This window comes from Alteromonas sp. AWQ4_252 (assembly GCF_056158205.1).
The window spans coordinates 2326044-2344346 of the sequence record NZ_JBSWSV010000001.1 but is presented as its reverse complement, the minus strand read 5'-3'; the positions used below and the strand labels follow the sequence as shown (position 1 = coordinate 2344346).

The window sequence follows — 18303 nt, the reverse complement described above, 5'->3', positions numbered from 1 at the left end:
GTTTATATGGATGTCAGCCAACTCATGGTGCTGGGGATTTTCTTCAGCACCATTTTTGCTCTTGTCGCATCAAATATGCGGCCATCGACCGTATTCGCCGCAGCCATCTTGCTGTTGCTGATCAGTCAACAACTTACCTTTGATGAAATACTTAACAACCTCACCAACAAAGGTTTAATTACCCTCATATTACTTTTGTTAGTAAGTAGTGCTATTGATAAAACAGCACTGATTAAACAACTTGGCAGAAAGCTGGTAACACCTAGCTTCACCGCATCGTACTGGCGTTTGTTTGGGCTAACATTTTTCTCTTCGGCGTTACTCAATAATACAGCCATTGTGGCCAGCTTGATTGGGCCAGTAAAACAAAATCAATATCATCCTGCATCACGGTTACTTATTCCGCTTTCTTATTCTGCCATACTCGGTGGCACCGTCACCTTAATTGGTACCTCGACCAACCTCATCGTCGACTCTTTTTTACAGGAGCATGGACACCCTGGGTTCGCCTTTTGGGATTTTACGCTTTACGGACTCGTTGCAGGGTTAAGCTGCGGTCTGCTTATGTTTATCCTGTCGTCGTTACTGCCTGACATAGCGAATAAACAAAACAACTATCGCGAATACATTGTGGAAGCGGAAGTAGACGCAGAATCAGAATTGATTGGCAAAACAGTGGAAGAAAACCATTTGCGCAACTTACCTGAGTTATTTTTGGTGGAGATTGTGCGAGACGGCCAATTGATTACACCTGTGTCACCTGAGTTTGTAATCAACCAGGGAGACAAATTGATATTCTCCGGCAATGTGCAAAAACTTGACAGTTTGTCACACATTAAAGGTCTCACGATGTTTGCCGAAGCCGACGGCATCTTGCGCGAAAACCTCACTGAAGTCATTATTTCAAACCGGGCGCAGATCATTGGACAAACCATCAAAGCCCTTGGATTCCGTGCTCTCTTTGACGCCGCGGTGGTAGCAATTCGCCGGGACGGTGAACAATTATCAGGGAAGCTAGGGGAAATTAAACTTCAAGCTGGTGATTTTTTACTCCTGGCAACGGGGCCAGATTTTCAAACCCGTCAAAACCTGTCAAAAAATTTCTTCGTACTGTCAGAGCAAAAGATTTCACGCCCTCTGACAAGTCTGCAGGAATGGATAACCATGGGAGGCTTCCTGGTCACCGTCGCGTTATCTGCCAGTGGTATCCTTGATTTGGGTTTGGGATTGCTGTTCTTTGCCGCTGTATTGGTAGGCGCTAGGGTCACCAGTAACGGGGAAATAAAGCGGAATATGCCGTTAAATTTAATTGTGGTCATTGTGGGAGCGCTCAGCTTGGCGTCTGCTCTTGAAAATGCGGGGGTGATTGCGTTAAGTACCGATGTGTTAATGCCTTACCTATCAGATACCAACTGGTTCATGGCATTGGCTGTCATCTATTTAGCCACGTTGCTGCTCACGGAGTTTGTCACCAACAACGCAGCGGCGGCGCTGATGTTTCCTTTCGCTTATGGTGTCGCCAATCTCATTGGTGCACCTCTGATGCCATTCGCATTAGCCGTAGCTTTTGCGGCCAGTGCCAGTTTTATTTCACCCTATGGTTATCAAACAAATTTACTTGTCTTTAATGCGGCGAATTATCGCTTCAAGCATTTTATAAAAATCGGTTTGCCAATATCTGCCACTTACAGCACTATTGTGTTGTGTTTGCTAAATTGGTCGTATTTTTAAACCAGCGATTTAACGCAAAAAAAAGCGCCGGCTGACTACCGGTGCTTTTTTTGCAAAACGATAAATTACATTCCCGTCCTCCAGGCTCTTTGCCATGTAAATTATCACCTGAATAACACCTTTTCTTTGTTAAACCAATATACGCAAAAACTAATAAGCAATGCAGCAATCAATGCAGTTGAACCGAAAATAGCCACCAGTTGCACATAGTCCATGGTGCCTTTAATCAGCTCCTTTATGGCTAACGCGACATTAGTCAGCGGTACCCAAGCCCAGCCACCTTTTAGCTCTACTCCCGGTAACATAGCCAAAATAACCGGCACAACAGTAAACATAAAAATGGGTGTCATATAACCCTGCGCTTCTTTAAAGCTACGGGCGTAAATAGACAGGCTTAGCAGCAGCGAAGAAAATATTGCTACTACCGGAACAAGCATGAAAAAGATAAGAATGAAATCTAAGGAGCTTATTGCCCCCATAAACTCTGCCACAAGTTGAATAGCCATCCCCTGACTTAGCACAATGCCCCACAAGGCCATACTGCACACAGTCACCAGCGCAGATGTCACCCCGGCAAGCGCGATGGTCAGGAACTTCCCGAGAACCAGTTTGTGTCGTTCAATGGGTGAAATAAGGAGGGTTTCTAACGTCCCCCGCTCTTTTTCACCGGCACCTAAATCTGTTGCGGGTATCATTGCACCCTGTAAACAGAGCATAAAAATAAGGTAAGGAATAAAACCGCCTATCTTTTCCCCCCAATTTTCCCGTTTATCGGCAACATCCACTTTGTCTATCACGATGGGTTTCATCAGTGCAGCTTGTTGCTCTTCATCCAGATCCAACGCCAAAAACGCCTGTAGTTGATTTTCTTTACTGAGCTTGTTGACAATAGCGTTCAGTCGACGCTGAACTAAATTAAGTCCTGCATCGTTCAGATATAAAGTGAGGGTAATTTGCCCCACTGACAGAACATCATCGCCGTAGCTATCCGGCACTACCAAAGCGAAATCTGCCTTTCCCTCCTTTATCCATTGTTTTACATCGCTGTCTTTGGCGAACTGCACTAATGAAAAATCGTCGGAGTCTCTTAACGCTTCAGATAGCTCCGGCGCAAACTCTCCCCCTATTAATACGTATTCAAGCACTTTACTTTCGGCCTGCTGTACGGCTTTGGTAGAAAAGTACGCCACGACACCGAAAATGAGTGGAAAAACCAATATCGGTAACGCAACCATAAAAAACAGAGTTTTGCGGTCTCTGAGAAGCTCTTTCACCTCTTTATAAAACACTAACCACATACTCACAGTTCTCCTTGAAGGGCTGTCATAAAGGCGCGGTTCAATGAACCTGGAGCCAATTCCTGAAATGTCTTGAAACTATCATTGAACACGGTTTTTCCATGGTTTATCACCGACACCCGGTCACACAATTCAGAGACTTCTTCAAGATGATGAGTGGAAAAGATTACCGGCACGCCCTGTTCTTTCAGGGAATGAATAAAATCCAGCACAGTTTGGGCCGCCATAATGTCCAAGCCAGTAGTGGGCTCATCAAGAATAACCACTTGTGGTTCATGCACAACAGCCCGTGCAATGGCAGTTTTTTGTTTCATACCAGTGGAAAAGTGTTCGCAGCGACGATCGAGAAAACTCTCTAACCCGAGAAGAGACGACAGTGCATCAATACGCTTTTCAATCTCAGCCGGAGACATACCGTGTAATTGCCCGAAATAAGCGATGTTCTCCCGCCCTGTAAGTCGTCCGTATAAACCGGTTGCGCCAGATAAAAAACCGATTTTTTTTCTTGCTTCAACGGGCTTGTTCAATACATCTACGCCGCCAATGGTCACCGTACCGGAATCGGGCTTTATTGCCGTGGACAACATGCGTAACGTGGTGGTTTTCCCTGCGCCATTCGGACCTAATAGCCCGAGCACTTCACCGCCGGCACAGTGTAACGTTACATTCTGGACAGAATGAAAAAATTTCCCTTTTAAGCGTGGGTCCTGACGTTCCTGTTCACTGAGCTTTTTAGGGTTATCCACCTTAAATTTTTTAGCCAGGTGACTAATGTCTATCATTACTCTTCCTTCATTTGTGTTTGCCGTTGGCGCTGTTTCCGTGTGGCCTTAACCTTGCTTTACGGGCAATTGCATAAGCTCTTTTATGGTGTAGTCAAGATTAAAGGGGTTTTATTACACAACTCAAGAAATAAAATGACACAGAATATTTCCGCCAACACACTGTACACGCGTCTGCGATTTGCTTTATGGTAAGTCTTCGCAGTAATTACGGAAAACTCCGCTAAATCAGATAGTAGGGAATACAGCATAATGCAGGAAACAGCAAACCCACTGCAAGCAGTTACAGAGGTTTTTTATAAGCCAAATCAGGTTTTTAGCACCTTGGCAGGAAGAGATAACTGGTCTTGGATCCCTTTTATAATCGTATGCACACTCAGTATTCTTCCACTATTTCTTTATTATGAAATGGTTGATTTTGAATGGTTTAAAAACTATCTGACAAACACAACGATGGCCGAAGTCAGCCCCGCTGAACAACAAAACTTCCGAGATAATCTTCACCAAGGTTCGATGAAATGGGGCGCATCTATTGGCGTTTTCGTTATTATTTTGATCATTAATGCCATATACGCTACCTATTTTACTCTGGTATCCCGAAACGATGAGAAATGCGTACAGAGCTTTACAGACTGGTATGGGTTTATGTGGTGGGTTTCACTGCCTGGTATCATTCCAAGTTTACTATCCTTGCTGATACTTTCTATGGCAGATTCACCGCAAATAGTGCCAACGACTATCAATGTTGCTTCGTTAGCCTATTTATTTGATGTCTCGCCTACTTCTAACTTCGCCCGTATCGCCGAATCCATCCGTTTAGATATGATTTGGATGATTTACCTCACCGCTGTCGGCGTGTATCAATGGACGGGGTTTAGCATAAAAAAAGCATGGATTGTCGCTGTAGCCCCTTTCTTGGTGCTGTACGGCCTGTGGTTCATTCTCGCCATGATTTAAACTTTGGAAGGTTTCGGTGAAGACAGGGGTAGTTGAGTGCATTGTCCCGCTCCTTTTCGCAATGGCCGAAAGTAATCTTCATTGCGATAAAAATCACCGGACTGTTGGGCATACCAGCCTGGTATGCCCAACAGCGGAATGGGTTTTAGCATCCTTTTGTCAGTAAAGTCCCCCATCTCCCGGCAACGCTGTAATAGCGCTGCATCCACACACTGGCTTTGTGTCTGGGCTGACATAGAGGCAAAATCGTCATCGACAATCACAGCCAGCCATTTCCCCGTCAAACCTATAAAAGGGTTAAGTAACATTTCCAGGTTCGCATGACCGAAAACAAGAGGAAATACACCATCAAACCATAACGACTTTCGTTCACAAAATACGGCGTTCCAATTATGCAATGCCAAATCAGTAAGCAATTCGTTGGCCTGCGCTATTTTGTTATCAGGCACGGCTAATACCACGCCGCACTCATCAAAATGCGTAATATGGTTACGCCTTGCCGTTCGGGGATGTGCGCCATACTCAGAAATATCTTTTACATGTAATTGATTGAGATAACTTTTGGTATTTGGGAACTGCAGCCATATCAGAGCGTTAAATAAATCATGCCAACTGTTTTCACGGGTAGGCACAACACCGTCCTCTGAAATAATGGTTTCGTAATACCGGGTATCATCCACAGGTAAGTCGTTTTGCCCGCGGAACACAGGCCCCGTCCACCTTTCATGCCACTTCTGCACGCACACATTGAGAGCTTGAGCAGTTGGAAAGGCGTTACTCTGTAAAAGTCCGCTATCAGACAATATCTTGGTAACAGGAAGAGACAGGGAGGCCGATTTTATGGCAGATAACCAGTTCTCTGCGGCAGAATTCATAGGCAATGTATTGGTTCGGTTGGCGTGTTTCTCTATACTGGGTGGGCATTGTAAAACAACGAGACTAATAATGAAAAAAATCCTCTCAGATATGGGTATTCCCGTACTTTTTTGTGGCGCTTTACTCTCTGTCAGCGCCTGTAGCGACAATGAGCCACGTCAGAAACCAAGTGATAATGATGTTATAGAGGCAAACTTTAGCGAAATATATTCAGGTATTTCTGCTGACGACATCCGCGCACCATTGCAAACGCTAGCCTCAGACGAATTTGAAGGGCGAGCTCCGGCTTCCCCTGGTGAACAAAAAACACTGGATTTCCTCGTCGAGCAATTTAAAGCCGCAGGCCTTCAGCCTGGTAATGGTGATAGCTATCTGCAACCTGTGGAGTTAATGGAAATTACTGCCGATCCGAATATGACAATGACCATTGGCGATAAAGATTTAGCCTACAAAGAAGACATGGTTGCATGGTCCAAGCGGGAGCAAAACGTGGTGTCTTTACAAGATAGCGAACTCGTTTTTGTTGGCTATGGAGTGAATGCTCCGGAGTATGACTGGAATGACTACGAAGGTCTGGACGTAAAGGGAAAGACTGTGGTTATTCTTGTGAATGATCCAGGCTTCGAGAACCCACAAAGCGGGAAGTTTCAGGGCACAACCATGACCTATTATGGTCGCTGGAGCTACAAATATGAGGAAGCCAGCAGACAAGGAGCTGCAGGCGCGTTAATTGTCCACGAAACTGCGCCTGCTTCCTACGGATGGTCTGTGGTAGCCAACAGTTGGGGTGGAGCCCAGTACGGTTTGGTTACACCTGATGCGGGCGCAAGCCGTGTTGCCGTAGAAGGCTGGTTGAGCCTGGATGCGGCAAAAACGGTTTTCTCTGATGCGGGCTTAAACTTTGAAGAGGAAAAACGTGCAGCCATGGCTGGCCCCTATCACAAACCCATACCACTTACAGCATCTGTCACGGTTAATAACACCTTTAAAAAGTCGGTCAGTCACAACGTGATTGCCACCCTGCCCGGCGCCAAAAAGCCTGACGAGCATGTAATTTATACTGCACACTGGGATCACCTGGGTAAAGATCCGTCACTAAAAGGCGACCAAATTTACAATGGGGCCCGGGACAACGCAACTGGTACAGCAGCGAGTATCGTTATGGCTCAGGCGTTTAGCAAACTGCAACCAGCCCCAGCCCGCTCAGTAACTTTTCTGGTTGTAACGGCAGAGGAACAAGGGCTACTTGGCTCTAAGTACTATGCCGACAATCCTGTTATCCCATTATCGAACACCGTCGCCAATATCAATATGGACGCGATGAATGTGCTGGGTAAAACAAAAGATGTCAGTGTGGTGGGTATGGGTAAATCTGAAATGGAGATTTATTTGGAGAAGGCAGCTAAAGCACAAGGGCGTTACCTGACACAGGAAGACCGTCCGGAAGCCGGATACTATTACCGTTCTGATCATTTTAGCTTTGCTAAGAAAGGCATACCCGCTCTGTACGCCGACGGTGGCAGCGAACCCTGGGATGAAGAGACCGCACGCTACCGCAAGCGTATGAAAGTTATCGATACAGGCTGTTACCACCAGGTATGTGATGAATTTCGCAAAGAGTGGGATTTATCAGGTATGGTGCAAGACGCACAAATGTTATTCGAAGTTGGTGTGGACGTAGCAAATGCAGACCAATGGCCAGCGTGGAACTCTACCAGCGAGTTTCAACGTCAGTAACAGAACCGGGGCACAAGCCCCGGTTTTCTTATTTGTGCTGTCTTTTTTCAGTTTTACACGTCGCGATTTAATCGCGGCAAGATATGACGCTGTTGATACCATAACAAAGGCGCGCACACAGCGAAAAGTCCAAGGGCGTAAATCATCTTGCTTCCGAGCCCTACGGCGATAGTGCCACAAAATAAGCACCCCAATAGTACCAATGGGCGATACCCAGGTGACAGTAATCGCAACGCCGCCAACATGCTTGCCAGATAAATAAGTACAAATACCCCGTTTACCCAGCCAATGAGATCTTCCAGGTTATGATTACCATAGTGGGTGACGACCAGCGTCAGCGTCATAACTGTTAGTACACACTGAAGTGCCCGTTGAGGCACAGAATAACGGTTCACGGTCTTAAAATAACCTGGCAATACGTTGTCTTTGCTAAGGCTCCACAATAACCGCGATAAGCTGGCAGTATAAACATTCACAGTCGCCAACCCACCAGCCACGCCCAGCGCACCAATTACATACGCACCGTAGCCAGAGAAAATGAGATTAAAAGCGCCAACCATGCTCAACCCGTCAGATGTTGGAGTATCCATCAGCAAATAGGTGCAACCTAAATATATGAGCCCAACCAAAAGCGAACCTGTCATGATAGCCGGCACGAGATCCCGCTGTGGTGATTGAAAATCATCGGCAAGATGTGAAATCGCCTCTATTCCCAAAAAACTCCAAAATGCCAAGCCCATAGCAGCGAGTACAGGGTCGAGAGTAAAAGCGTTTGCTTGTAATTGTGGCGGTGATGTCTCAACTAACCAGGATTGTCCAATCAGCATGGCAATAACAACCAATGCAATGAGAAGCGTTAACATAAGTTGCAACGTTGCCGAAAACTGAATCCCCCGATAGTTAAGCAAAAACAGCAGACCAATCATGCTCAGCTGCACAGGCAGCGCAGAATGTGGCGGCAACCCCAGGAGGGTTTCAATAAACCAGTACGTCATTATGATGGCGGCGGGCGCACCAATTGGCACCACAAACAGGAATAGTAAGCCAATAGTTCGTCCCGCTGATTTTCCAAACGCTTTTTCCACAAAATAAGCTGGTCCACCAGCATGGGGATACCGCGAGGAGAGTTTTGCAAATACCATGGCTACAGGCATGATAGCGAGGGTAAGCAATGCCCAGCTTAACATTGCCCAGGAACCTGCCGTATTGATAGTCATTTGCGGCAAGATAAATACACTGGTACCGAGCAAAGTGGTGGTGAGTAAACCTGCCCCCTGCCAGCGACCTATTTTATTACTATTGTTTAGCATGCGCTTATTGTACTTCCATTGAGGGTAAAAAATTCCGTCGCCAATGCTTCACATGAAAATCAGGTGGAACACTGTGAGAACAAAGCCTAATATACTGTTTTTTTGCATTACAGAACGCGCTTAATAACAAACATTGGGGGTGTTCTCACCGTCATTTTGACGGTTTTGGAACAACTTACCAACACTTTGCCGGAAACCCCATGGATAAATTTGATCACGCCATTGTTGAACAACTCAGACAAAACGCCCGCGCTAGTATTTCTGCGATTGCAGACCATGTGGGCCTGTCGCGCTCTGCAGTTACCGAGCGCATTCGCAAACTGGAGTCGACTAACGTGATTCGGGGCTACCAGGTAATGCTTTCTGAATCACAAAAAGACGGCGTTGCTGCGTATCTCGAAATTCAGCATAAAAGGGCGCGTTGCGCTGATGTGGTGCCTCATTTTCGCGCCATACCTGAAGTAGTATCCTGCTATGGTGTTACCGGAGAATGTGATCTTATCGTATTAATTAAAGCAGAAACCATGCGACGATTACATGAGATAAGGGAGCATATTGACACCATCGACGACATTATAAAAATAAAAACTCACGTGGTGCTGAATCAATGGTTAGGATAATTAGTTGGGTTTATCCCATGTGTTAACGGGTAGGTACTGCGCCACATCCATCCATATGTGACGGTATAAAAAAGCCCTTAGTGCTCGAATTGATTAATTTCCACGCGAATGTGTCAGATTGTCATCTTTATATCCCCAATTACGGAGATATTTTGCTTTTCTGGTCACTTAATCCTTGCAATTTTTTCTCATGCTGGCACATTCAACAGACGCGGAGTTTGCACCCCAAAAAAACAATAAAGTCTCACCCGCGGCCGCGTTAAGCGACCGGACAGAATAAACAATCCTTTTTCAACAAGTCACAAGAGAGAACCCGTTTTATGTGTGGTATTTTCGGTATCCTTGATATCAAAACCGATGTGTCTGAACTCAGAACCCAAGCGCTAGATTTTACAAAGTTGCTGCGTCATCGCGGCCCTGACTGGTCGGGTATCTGGAATAATGACAATACCATCCTGTGCCATGAACGGTTGGCCATCGTCGATGTAGACACTGGTGCGCAACCGCTCATCAGCCAGGATAATCAGAAGATCCTGGCCGTTAACGGTGAGATCTACAATCACAAGCAACTCGCGCAAAACCTTGATACACCGTACAACTTTAAAACTCGCTCCGACTGTGAGGTGATTTTACCCTTGTACGAGCAAAAAGGCGTAGAATTTATTGACGAATTAGAAGGCATGTTTGCTTTCATTCTTTACGATGAAAAAGAAGATGCTTACCTTATCGCTCGCGATCACATTGGCATCATCCCCCTGTACACAGGTTACGATGAGCACGGCAACTTTTACGTTTCCTCAGAAATGAAAGCCCTGGCGCCAATATGTAAAACCATCAGTGAATTTCCTCCAGGTCACTACTTGTGGAGCAAAACAGGCAAGCTGACAAAATATTATCAGCGTGACTGGATGAGCTTTGATGCAGTAAAAGACAACGAGACCAATCTCGACGACCTTAAAGTCGCTTTCGAGAAAGCGGTTAAGTCTCATATGATGTCTGACGTACCTTATGCCGTATTGCTCTCAGGTGGCCTCGATTCGTCATTGGTTTCAGCCGTTGCCGCTCAATACGTTGCCAAACGCGTAGAAGATGAAGATAAATCCGATGCCTGGTGGCCCCGCTTACACAGCTTTGCAGTTGGCCTTGAAGGAGCGCCGGACCTCGTAGCCGCCAAACAAGTGGCGGAAATGATTGGTACTGTACACCACGAAATCCACTTCACTATCCAGGAAGGGTTGGACGCGATTCGCGATGTTATTTACCATTTGGAAACCTACGATACAACAACCATTCGTGCTGCAACGCCCATGTACCTGATGACACGTAAAATCAAGGCAATGGGCATTAAGATGGTGTTATCTGGTGAAGGCTCCGATGAGATTTTTGGTGGCTACCTGTATTTCCACAAAGCGCCAAACGCCAAAGAGTTCCACGAAGAAACGGTACGTAAACTCGACCGCTTGCACATGTTCGATTGTGCTCGCGCTAACAAAGCAACCAGCGCCTGGGGCGTTGAGGCTCGCGTACCTTTCTTAGACAAGCACTTTATGGACGTAGCAATGCGACTCAACCCACAAGACAAGATGTGTATTGATGGTCGTATGGAAAAGTGGATTTTGCGCAAAGCCTTCGATGATGGCAAAACGTTACCTGCTGAGGTGCTGTGGCGTCAAAAAGAACAATTTGGTGACGGTGTTGGCTATTCCTGGATTGACTCCATTCGTGACTTTGTCGATACAGAAATCACTGATCAACAACTGGCAACAGCCGAATTCCGTTTTCCAGTGAACACACCGGATACTAAGGAAGGTTACTATTACCGCACCATTTTTGAAGGATACTTCCCGCAGGAAAGTGCTGCGCGCTGCGTACCTGGTGGTAAATCGATTGCCTGTAGTACTGCTGAAGCACTGGAATGGGACGAAAGTTTCAAAAACAATGCTGACCCATCAGGTCGTTCAATGAAAGACGTGCATGCGGGCAAGAGCCACTAGTCTCTTATTGTTTTGGAAAAGCCCGGTCTAACCGGGCTTTTTTATATCACTACCCATAACTTTATTTTAATTTATCAGGCGCATACCATAGCGCTTTGTTGTCAACAGGCGTTAGGGGGGGAAGTAGCGTATTATCCAAATTAATTGTGTTGCGTTCGTGGAGATTTAAGGATTCGAGAGTTTCCTGGTAAGTCGCCATAAAAAGTGCGTCAAAAGAGCCATCTTCCAATGCCATGTTTAAGCCGGTTTCAATAAGTCTGGCCAATGTAGGGTTACTTTTGTTCACAAAAAAATACATGGCCGTTGGATAATAAATAGCAAGTTTACCTTCCAGAGCAAGCTCCCCACTGAAATCATCACTTTGCATTTCGTTTTGTACTTCAATAACAGAGCGAGGAAAGAAGTCTGCATTTCCTCTTTCTATTACCTCAAAAGCATCCGTATAAGCAGGTACAGTAAACACATTGAAACCGTTGGCCTGGAGAATTTTCGTGTCTGGCCACTCTTCTCCTGAAACTGGAATTTTGCGCAGTAAAGATGTCCGATCCTTAATCTGGCTAAATTCGCTTTTATTAGTTTCATTTACAATAAATACCCGCCAACCAACGAGTCCTTTCGCCAAGGGGATGCGAATAGGTAACAGATCTTTCTCGCGCTGAGTATCGGTCATACTCCACACGATATTAATCTCTCTGTTCTCTTTTAATTGCCTCAGCGCTTTTCCTTGGAGCATTATCCTATCGGAGGGTAAAAGACTGTATTTTACGCCGGTTTTTTCAAGTGCAAGGGACAGCAAGGCCAAAGGATATTCGGTGCGTAAATCTTTATCATCGATTGGTCGTGGATAAGTAATCGACCACAGTGCAGCCTGAGTTGAGAAACAGAAAAACCAGGCAGTTACGACGCTCAATTTTACGCAAAGCGCTTTGAACTTCATTCAGATTACTCTATGCCAATGTATTTATGTGTCTGTAACGATAAACGCCAGTTCCTGGCAATACAAGTAGTAATCGCCAGTTCCGTCGCCCTCTCCTGCTGACTGATGGGTTGCAAACACACTGTCTTACCGGACATATCAGTAATTTGTTGCAACAGGGCATCAAGTTCGTCGATGTGTTTTTGCATGGCTACAGGGTGTTTAATTTCATTTGCCCGCTCCAGCGCACTTGTGAGCACAGGCATACCGCCTTTCATGTTAACTTTCGGCGAAACGGTTACAAAGGTGTGCGCGTCACACAGCACTTCAAATGTGCCGCTGGTCTCAATCTGAGTAGTAAAACCTTCCTCATGTAAACGGCTGGTAAGCGGCCTGAGATCGTACATGCAAGGCTCACCACCTGTAATTACCACGTGAGATGCCGTGTAACCTCGCTCATGGAAAAGCGCTAACAACTCGGTTTCATTTGCAGCAAAATGGGATTCATCTTCCTTATTTTTTTCGATAACAGCGCTGGCTGTTGTCAAAAAAGCGTCGTCAAGAGACCAGGTGTGCTTTGTATCACACCAAGGGCATCCAACAGGACAGCCTTGTAAGCGGACGAAAATTGAAGGTACGCCAGTTTGAACCCCTTCTCCTTGTATGGTTTCGAACATTTCGTTAATTTTTAGCTGTTTTTCTGGCAATGTGGTGGCCCTTTGGATGATTCAGGTTGGGATTTTATCAAGGATCACATAAAATTCTGTCATCTTTTCGCGAAAAAACGAACTTATGTCTGAAAAAGTTGTTGTTATCTACTCCGGTGGAATGGATTCTTTCACCGTTTTACACAAAGCCATTGAGGATGGCAAACAGCCACTCGCCCTGACGTTTAATTATGGTCAGCGTCATAAAAAAGAAATTGATTATGCCGCCCGGGTTTGTAATGAACTGGGGGTTCCGCACAAAGTAGTGGATATTTCTGCCATTAACAGCCTGGTAGGAGGCTCTGCACTTACAGATGATATTGACGTGCCAGAAGGACACTATGAAGAGCCGTCCATGAAAACGACGGTCGTGCCAAACAGAAATATGATTTTACTGTCTATGGCTGTGGGTTATGCGGTAAGTGTAGATGCCACCAAGGTTTACTACGGCGCGCATTCCGGTGACCACGCTATCTACCCCGACTGCCGCCCGGAATTCGTAAGAAAAATGAATGATGTTTGTGCCATAGCTAATTATGAAGCGATAGAAATAGTAACGCCATATTTAGACGTCAGTAAAACAGCAATTCTCACAGACGGTTTGAGAATGGGGCTCGATTATGGAAAGAGTTGGACATGCTACAACGGACGGGAGCACGCCTGCGGTAAATGTGGAGCCTGTGAAGAGCGTTTAGAAGCATTCAGGGACAATAAGGCCATCGACCCGCTCACTTACGAGTCACATGGCCAGTAGCGTTAAGTCACAAAAGCCCGCGATGCGGGCTTTGCTTTACAATACACGGTTATTTTTGACTTTCAGAGATAAAATACGTTAGCTCTTTAATACAATGACGAAGTACCGGATTCAAACGGGTATTCTTGCCATTCATAACGAACAAATCATGATCGAAAGTAAACAAACTTCCTTTGGCTATAGGCACAAGACCTAAACTCGCTCCCTGCTCTTTGGCAATATAGTCGGGCAGCAACCCAATATACTCTCCGGTCATGATGGCAGACAGTGCAGCTTCAAAAGAATCTGAGAACGTTTGAATCGCCAGTCGTTGATCATCATTAATATAATTCGCGGATGAAAGCCCCGAAATACCAATAGCTGGGTATTCACCTATTTTTACGTCTTCAGGTAAGTCTGTATCGCGGTATTTTGCCAATGGGTGCGTGGGCGAACAATACAACCGACCAGAACAGGTGACGTTTACGGGATGAAAAGTCACCGACTCAGGCTTCACCATGTCGTACGTGGAAATGACCAAGTGACACTCTCCTGACAACGCGACGTGTTCAACCTCATTGTAGAGGCGGGTCTGGATATTTACGTGAATATCATCAAACTTCTTCATGGTACTTTTTACGGCTTTACTTACCGCAAGGTGCATAGACAACGGTAAACCGGCCATCATTACCAGCGTGATATGGCCAGAGTAGTCATCGTGAAGTGATTTTAAATTAAATACAAAATTGTCGAAGGCATTAAAAATACGCTTCGTTTCCTGGAAAACCACCTCACCTTCTTTGGTCATCTGGAAGCCACCTCGCCCACGGTGACACAAGACTAAATCCAAACGCTCTTCGAGTTTCTTGATAGCGGCACTGATATTTGGACGTTGCATTCTCAATACTGGCTCTGCAGCGGTAAATCCATTACAACTGGCTACCGCATAAAAAACGCGAAGTAACTTAATATCTGACTCTTGTAAACGATTCAACATGGCGCAATCCGTAAGATTATAGGTATAGTTATAAATACTTGAGCATCATAATAGGTAACTGTTTGTAGGATTACAATGCTCTTTTAGAAGTTTATTTGCGCAAAATTTAATTAAAAGCGAATTTTTACAGATATTTGCCCCTTCTCAGGGAGGAAATGGTCGCCATTTTAAGAAATGGCGACAACTTGTTTGCGCAGGGTCTCGATATCATCCCGTAGTGACGCGGCTTTTTCGAATTCCAACTCCCTTGCACATTCGAACATTTGCTTTTCTAACGTAGCGATTTGTTCCATTAGCTCGGTAGCACTTGCAACTTGTAAATCCTTCTTCTTCTCTGCCACTTTTCGCAGCTTCACTTTTCCTGACGCGGGGTGAGCGCTGTCACCTAAATCCATAATATCCGTAATAGGTTTGTTTAATCGTTGAGGGGTGAGTCCATTGGCTTTATTAAATGCTTCCTGTTTTTCCCGTCGTCGATTGGTCTCATCAATGGCCTTTTGCATTGATTTGGTAACGACGTCGGCGTACATAATCGCTTTACCATTGATGTGTCTTGCAGCACGACCTATTGTCTGAATGAGTGACCGCTCAGCGCGCAAAAATCCTTCTTTGTCTGCGTCGAGGATGGCAACCAGTGACACTTCTGGCATATCAAGCCCCTCCCGAAGCAGGTTAATGCCCACCAGTACATCGAATTTTCCAAGCCGCAGATCACGAATAATTTCTATCCGTTCTACAGTATCAATATCCGAATGGAGATAGCGCACTTTAACACCATGCTCGTTGAGGTATTCACTCAAGTCTTCAGCCATACGCTTTGTCAGTGTGGTAATAAGTACCCGTTCATCTATCAATACCCGCTTATTGATTTCCGACAATACATCGTCCACCTGTGTAGCAACGGGGCGGATTTCTAATTCCGGGTCGAGTAAGCCCGTTGGACGCACCACTTGTTCAACGATCTCACCATCTGACTTTTTAAGCTCGTATTCCCCAGGCGTAGCTGAGACATAAATTGTCTGCGGGGAAATTTGCTCGAACTCCTCAAACTTTAACGGCCTGTTATCCAGTGCTGATGGCAACCTGAATCCGTACTCCACCAGCGTTTCCTTTCTCGATCTGTCCCCCTTGTACATGGCGCCAATCTGGGAGACGGTGACATGAGATTCATCAATGAACAAAAGGCCGTCGGCGGGAAAATAATCAAGCAATGTTGGTGGCGGCTCGCCCGGCGCTCGCCCAGACAGATAGCGAGAGTAATTCTCGATACCCGAGCAGTAACCCAATTCCAGCATCATCTCGATATCAAATTGAGTTCGCTGGGAAATACGCTGTTCTTCCAATAGCTTACTCGTAGATTGCAACTGCTCCTTACGGTCTTTTAATTCCACTTTAATCTTTTCGATGGCATCAAGGATTTTTTCACGAGGTGTCACGTAATGGGTTTTCGGAAATACTGTAGCTCTGATCACTGACTTTTCAACAGCGCCGGTTAAGGGGTCAAACAATGAAATTTTATCTATTTCACTATCAAACAACTCTACCCTTACAGCCTGCTTCTCAGAATCAGCAGGGAAAATGTCGATAACGTCTCCCCTTACGCGAAACGTACCACGTTCGAAAGCCAGGTCGTTTCGCTTATATTGCAATTCTGCTAACCGGCGAAGGATGTCCCGCTGGTCCATAGTGTCACCCTGACGCAAATGCAATAGCATTTTCATGTAGGATTCCGGGTCACCCAAACCATAAATAGCAGATACACTGGCCACGATAACAACATCACGCCGCTCCATAAGCGCCTTAGTCGCAGACAGCCGCATTTGCTCAATGTGGTCGTTTATTGAGGCATCTTTTTCAATAAATGTATCTGTACTGGGAACGTAAGCCTCGGGCTGGTAGTAATCGTAATAAGAGACGAAATACTCAACGGCATTGTGTGGAAAGAACTCTTTCATCTCTCCATACAATTGGGCTGCCAGGGTTTTATTATGAGCCAGTATTAACGTAGGACGCTGTACCTGCTTGATAATATTAGCCATCGTAAAGGTTTTACCAGATCCGGTTACCCCAAGTAATGTCTGACTTGCAAGTCCACTCTCCAGCCCATCGACCAGCGCCTCAATGGCTTTTGGTTGATCTCCCGCAGGCTGGTATTTTGATTCCAGTTCAAATCCTCGACTCATTCGCTTCTTTATCTCCCATTTCGTGACGATGACGTTCCAGCACGCGGTTAAAATACAGATAGGATAAAATGGCCATGCATAAATTTGCTACTACGATGCCCCAAAACAAACCGTACAATTCCCACACCAGGCTGGCGGCGTAAGAAACAGGTACGTAAAATATAAACAACCGGATGACACTGAGTACCAGGGCTGCAATAGGTTGATGCATGGCGTTCAACGAAGAATTGGTTAATATGATAATGCCCTGTAAGCCGTAGCCAAGAGGAACAATCACCAGGAACAGTTGGATCAAAATCGCCACGTCAGGTTCATCAGCAAACATAACTGCAATCCAGTGTGCCAGGGCCCACATCACGACAAATACAGCTAACTGCCACAGCAATACAAATTTAACGGTTATCTTATAGGCATCTTGTACCCGTTCATACAACCCGGCGCCTACGTTTTGACTAATAATAGGTGGTAAAGACATAGACAAAGCCAACACCACTATACTTGCTATTGACTCCATCCGGTTACCCACACCCCATGCAGCTACAGCTTCTGCGCCATAAGTAGCAACAACGGCTGTCATGACGCCGCCGGCAATCGGTGTTAGCATATTGGCGCCCGCTGCAGGCAATGCGATGGTAAGTATCGGTGCACAGCTTTGCTTGAGTTCAGAAAAGCTAAGTAACCTTGCTAGCATCAACTTTTTCTTTACTGCTAATAGCCAAAATATCCAGCCCGCGCCAATTAACCATGCAATAAGTGTTGCTAACGCTGCGCCCTGAATTCCCATTGCAGGGATTGGACCCATACCAAAGATGAGGATTGGGTCAAGAACAGCATTAATGGCTCCACCAGTAGCCATGATGATACTGGGAGTGCGGGTATCACCACAGGCTCTCAATACGCTGTTGCCCACCATGGGTAGTGCTAAGAAAATACTGGAAACGTACCAGAGATTCATATAATCGCGAATGTACGGCATCAGCGATTCATCTGCATTGAGTAAAGAGAAAATAGGATCAATGGTGAGATAGCCAATAAAAGCTAGCGCGCCAACCATCGAGAAAGATAACACCATTGCGCTCGAAGCATAAAGCCGGGACTTCTCAACACTTCTCTCGCCCTGTAACTTCCCAATTATGGCAGACGTGCCTATTCCCAGCCCAATATTCAGACTTATCACGGTGAACGTCACCGGAAAGGTAAAACTAATAGCAGCCAAGGGATCAGTTCCCAATAAACTGACGAAAAACGTGTCCATCAGACCAAAACTCATCATCATGACCATGCCGAGTATCATGGGAATCGTCATACGCTTTAACGTCTGTCCTACATCACCCTCTGTAAGGCTCCGGATGCGGTTACTGCTGTCATCTTTGATAACTGTATTCCTAGGTTGTACTTCACATCGCATCAAAGACCGATATGAGAGAATAAAAGTAGAATTGTACGTTACTGCCTATTCAGT

The 18303-nt window shown here is 45.6% G+C and carries 15 protein-coding genes; 6 read left to right on the top strand and 9 right to left on the bottom strand.

Going from position 1 to position 18303, the window contains the following annotated elements; all coding sequences use genetic code 11:
* Positions 1 to 6: 6 nt before the first annotated feature.
* Positions 7 to 1731 carry an SLC13 family permease gene (locus tag ACXACM_RS10390; RefSeq protein ID WP_474821563.1) on the top strand — a complete coding sequence of 575 codons (1725 nt, stop codon included), beginning with the start codon at positions 7 to 9 and terminating at the stop codon, positions 1729 to 1731.
* Positions 1732 to 1835: 104 nt separating this feature from the next.
* On the opposite strand, the gene ACXACM_RS10385 is transcribed toward ACXACM_RS10390, so the two are convergent.
* Positions 1836 to 3029, bottom strand: a complete 1194-nt coding sequence (locus ACXACM_RS10385; protein WP_474821561.1) for an ABC transporter permease — start codon at positions 3027 to 3029, stop codon at positions 1836 to 1838.
* Between the two features lie 2 nt (positions 3030 to 3031).
* A complete protein-coding gene (locus tag ACXACM_RS10380; RefSeq protein ID WP_474821560.1) occupies positions 3032 to 3811 on the bottom strand; it encodes an ABC transporter ATP-binding protein in 780 nt (259 codons plus the stop codon).
* Positions 3812 to 4063: 252 nt separating this feature from the next.
* Between ACXACM_RS10380 and ACXACM_RS10375 the strand changes: the two genes are divergently transcribed.
* Complete coding sequence (locus ACXACM_RS10375) at positions 4064 to 4768, top strand: YIP1 family protein (protein WP_474821558.1); 705 nt, start codon at positions 4064 to 4066, stop codon at positions 4766 to 4768.
* Here the strand turns inward: ACXACM_RS10375 and ACXACM_RS10370 are convergent.
* Positions 4765 to 5643, bottom strand: a complete 879-nt coding sequence (locus ACXACM_RS10370) for a DUF3025 domain-containing protein (RefSeq protein WP_474821557.1) — start codon at positions 5641 to 5643, stop codon at positions 4765 to 4767. The two genes, ACXACM_RS10375 and ACXACM_RS10370, sit on opposite strands and share 4 nt — an antisense overlap.
* Positions 5644 to 5713: 70 nt before the next feature.
* On the opposite strand from ACXACM_RS10370, the gene ACXACM_RS10365 reads away from it, so the two are divergent.
* The gene (locus ACXACM_RS10365; RefSeq protein WP_474821556.1) at positions 5714 to 7381 is read left to right on the top strand and encodes a M28 family metallopeptidase; all 1668 of its coding nucleotides are present in this window, start codon (positions 5714 to 5716) and stop codon (positions 7379 to 7381) included.
* A 53-nt stretch (positions 7382 to 7434) separates the two neighbouring features.
* Here the strand turns inward: ACXACM_RS10365 and yjeH are convergent, their stop codons facing one another.
* The gene (gene yjeH / locus ACXACM_RS10360) at positions 7435 to 8691 is read right to left on the bottom strand and encodes an L-methionine/branched-chain amino acid transporter (protein ID WP_474821554.1); all 1257 of its coding nucleotides are present in this window, start codon (positions 8689 to 8691) and stop codon (positions 7435 to 7437) included.
* Positions 8692 to 8891: 200 nt separating this feature from the next.
* On the opposite strand from yjeH, the gene ACXACM_RS10355 reads away from it, so the two are divergent.
* Complete coding sequence (locus tag ACXACM_RS10355; RefSeq protein ID WP_474821553.1) at positions 8892 to 9311, top strand: Lrp/AsnC family transcriptional regulator; 420 nt, start codon at positions 8892 to 8894, stop codon at positions 9309 to 9311.
* Positions 9312 to 9631: 320 nt separating this feature from the next.
* Complete coding sequence (gene asnB / locus ACXACM_RS10350; RefSeq protein WP_474821552.1) at positions 9632 to 11305, top strand: asparagine synthase B; 1674 nt, start codon at positions 9632 to 9634, stop codon at positions 11303 to 11305.
* A 61-nt stretch (positions 11306 to 11366) separates the two neighbouring features.
* On the opposite strand, the gene ACXACM_RS10345 is transcribed toward asnB, so the two are convergent.
* Together ACXACM_RS10345 and queE are read right to left on the bottom strand one after the other, a co-directional pair.
* Complete coding sequence (locus ACXACM_RS10345) at positions 11367 to 12242, bottom strand: amino acid ABC transporter substrate-binding protein (protein ID WP_474821551.1); 876 nt, start codon at positions 12240 to 12242, stop codon at positions 11367 to 11369.
* Between the two features lie 5 nt (positions 12243 to 12247).
* Positions 12248 to 12898, bottom strand: a complete 651-nt coding sequence (gene queE / locus ACXACM_RS10340; RefSeq protein ID WP_474824305.1) for a 7-carboxy-7-deazaguanine synthase QueE — start codon at positions 12896 to 12898, stop codon at positions 12248 to 12250.
* Positions 12899 to 13013: 115 nt separating this feature from the next.
* Here queE and queC point away from each other — a divergent pair, with 115 nt between their 5' ends.
* Positions 13014 to 13682, top strand: a complete 669-nt coding sequence (gene queC, locus ACXACM_RS10335; RefSeq protein ID WP_474821549.1) for a 7-cyano-7-deazaguanine synthase QueC — start codon at positions 13014 to 13016, stop codon at positions 13680 to 13682.
* 49 nt (positions 13683 to 13731) lie between these two features.
* Here queC and ACXACM_RS10330 read toward each other — a convergent pair whose 3' ends face one another.
* From ACXACM_RS10330 to ACXACM_RS10320, 3 genes are all read right to left on the bottom strand, one after another.
* Entirely contained in the window at positions 13732 to 14658 is a 927-nt protein-coding gene (locus tag ACXACM_RS10330; RefSeq protein ID WP_474821548.1) for a LysR family transcriptional regulator, read from the bottom strand.
* Between the two features lie 167 nt (positions 14659 to 14825).
* Complete coding sequence (gene uvrB, locus ACXACM_RS10325; protein WP_474821546.1) at positions 14826 to 16841, bottom strand: excinuclease ABC subunit UvrB; 2016 nt, start codon at positions 16839 to 16841, stop codon at positions 14826 to 14828.
* A complete protein-coding gene (locus ACXACM_RS10320) occupies positions 16825 to 18249 on the bottom strand; it encodes an MATE family efflux transporter (RefSeq protein ID WP_474821545.1) in 1425 nt (474 codons plus the stop codon). The genes uvrB and ACXACM_RS10320 overlap by 17 nt, the downstream gene beginning before the upstream one ends.
* Positions 18250 to 18303: the final 54 nt, after the last annotated feature.

Coding starts and splice junctions, on each gene's coding strand:
- ACXACM_RS10390 (WP_474821563.1), top strand. CDS start 7: ATGGATGTCAGCCAACTCATGGTGCTGGGGATTTTCTTCAGCACCATT.
- ACXACM_RS10385 (WP_474821561.1), bottom strand. CDS start 3,029: ATGTGGTTAGTGTTTTATAAAGAGGTGAAAGAGCTTCTCAGAGACCGC.
- ACXACM_RS10380 (WP_474821560.1), bottom strand. CDS start 3,811: ATGATAGACATTAGTCACCTGGCTAAAAAATTTAAGGTGGATAACCCT.
- ACXACM_RS10375 (WP_474821558.1), top strand. CDS start 4,064: ATGCAGGAAACAGCAAACCCACTGCAAGCAGTTACAGAGGTTTTTTAT.
- ACXACM_RS10370 (WP_474821557.1), bottom strand. CDS start 5,643: ATGAATTCTGCCGCAGAGAACTGGTTATCTGCCATAAAATCGGCCTCC.
- ACXACM_RS10365 (WP_474821556.1), top strand. CDS start 5,714: ATGAAAAAAATCCTCTCAGATATGGGTATTCCCGTACTTTTTTGTGGC.
- yjeH (WP_474821554.1), bottom strand. CDS start 8,691: ATGCTAAACAATAGTAATAAAATAGGTCGCTGGCAGGGGGCAGGTTTA.
- ACXACM_RS10355 (WP_474821553.1), top strand. CDS start 8,892: ATGGATAAATTTGATCACGCCATTGTTGAACAACTCAGACAAAACGCC.
- asnB (WP_474821552.1), top strand. CDS start 9,632: ATGTGTGGTATTTTCGGTATCCTTGATATCAAAACCGATGTGTCTGAA.
- ACXACM_RS10345 (WP_474821551.1), bottom strand. CDS start 12,242: ATGAAGTTCAAAGCGCTTTGCGTAAAATTGAGCGTCGTAACTGCCTGG.
- queE (WP_474824305.1), bottom strand. CDS start 12,898: ATGTTCGAAACCATACAAGGAGAAGGGGTTCAAACTGGCGTACCTTCA.
- queC (WP_474821549.1), top strand. CDS start 13,014: ATGTCTGAAAAAGTTGTTGTTATCTACTCCGGTGGAATGGATTCTTTC.
- ACXACM_RS10330 (WP_474821548.1), bottom strand. CDS start 14,658: ATGTTGAATCGTTTACAAGAGTCAGATATTAAGTTACTTCGCGTTTTT.
- uvrB (WP_474821546.1), bottom strand. CDS start 16,841: ATGAGTCGAGGATTTGAACTGGAATCAAAATACCAGCCTGCGGGAGAT.
- ACXACM_RS10320 (WP_474821545.1), bottom strand. CDS start 18,249: ATGCGATGTGAAGTACAACCTAGGAATACAGTTATCAAAGATGACAGC.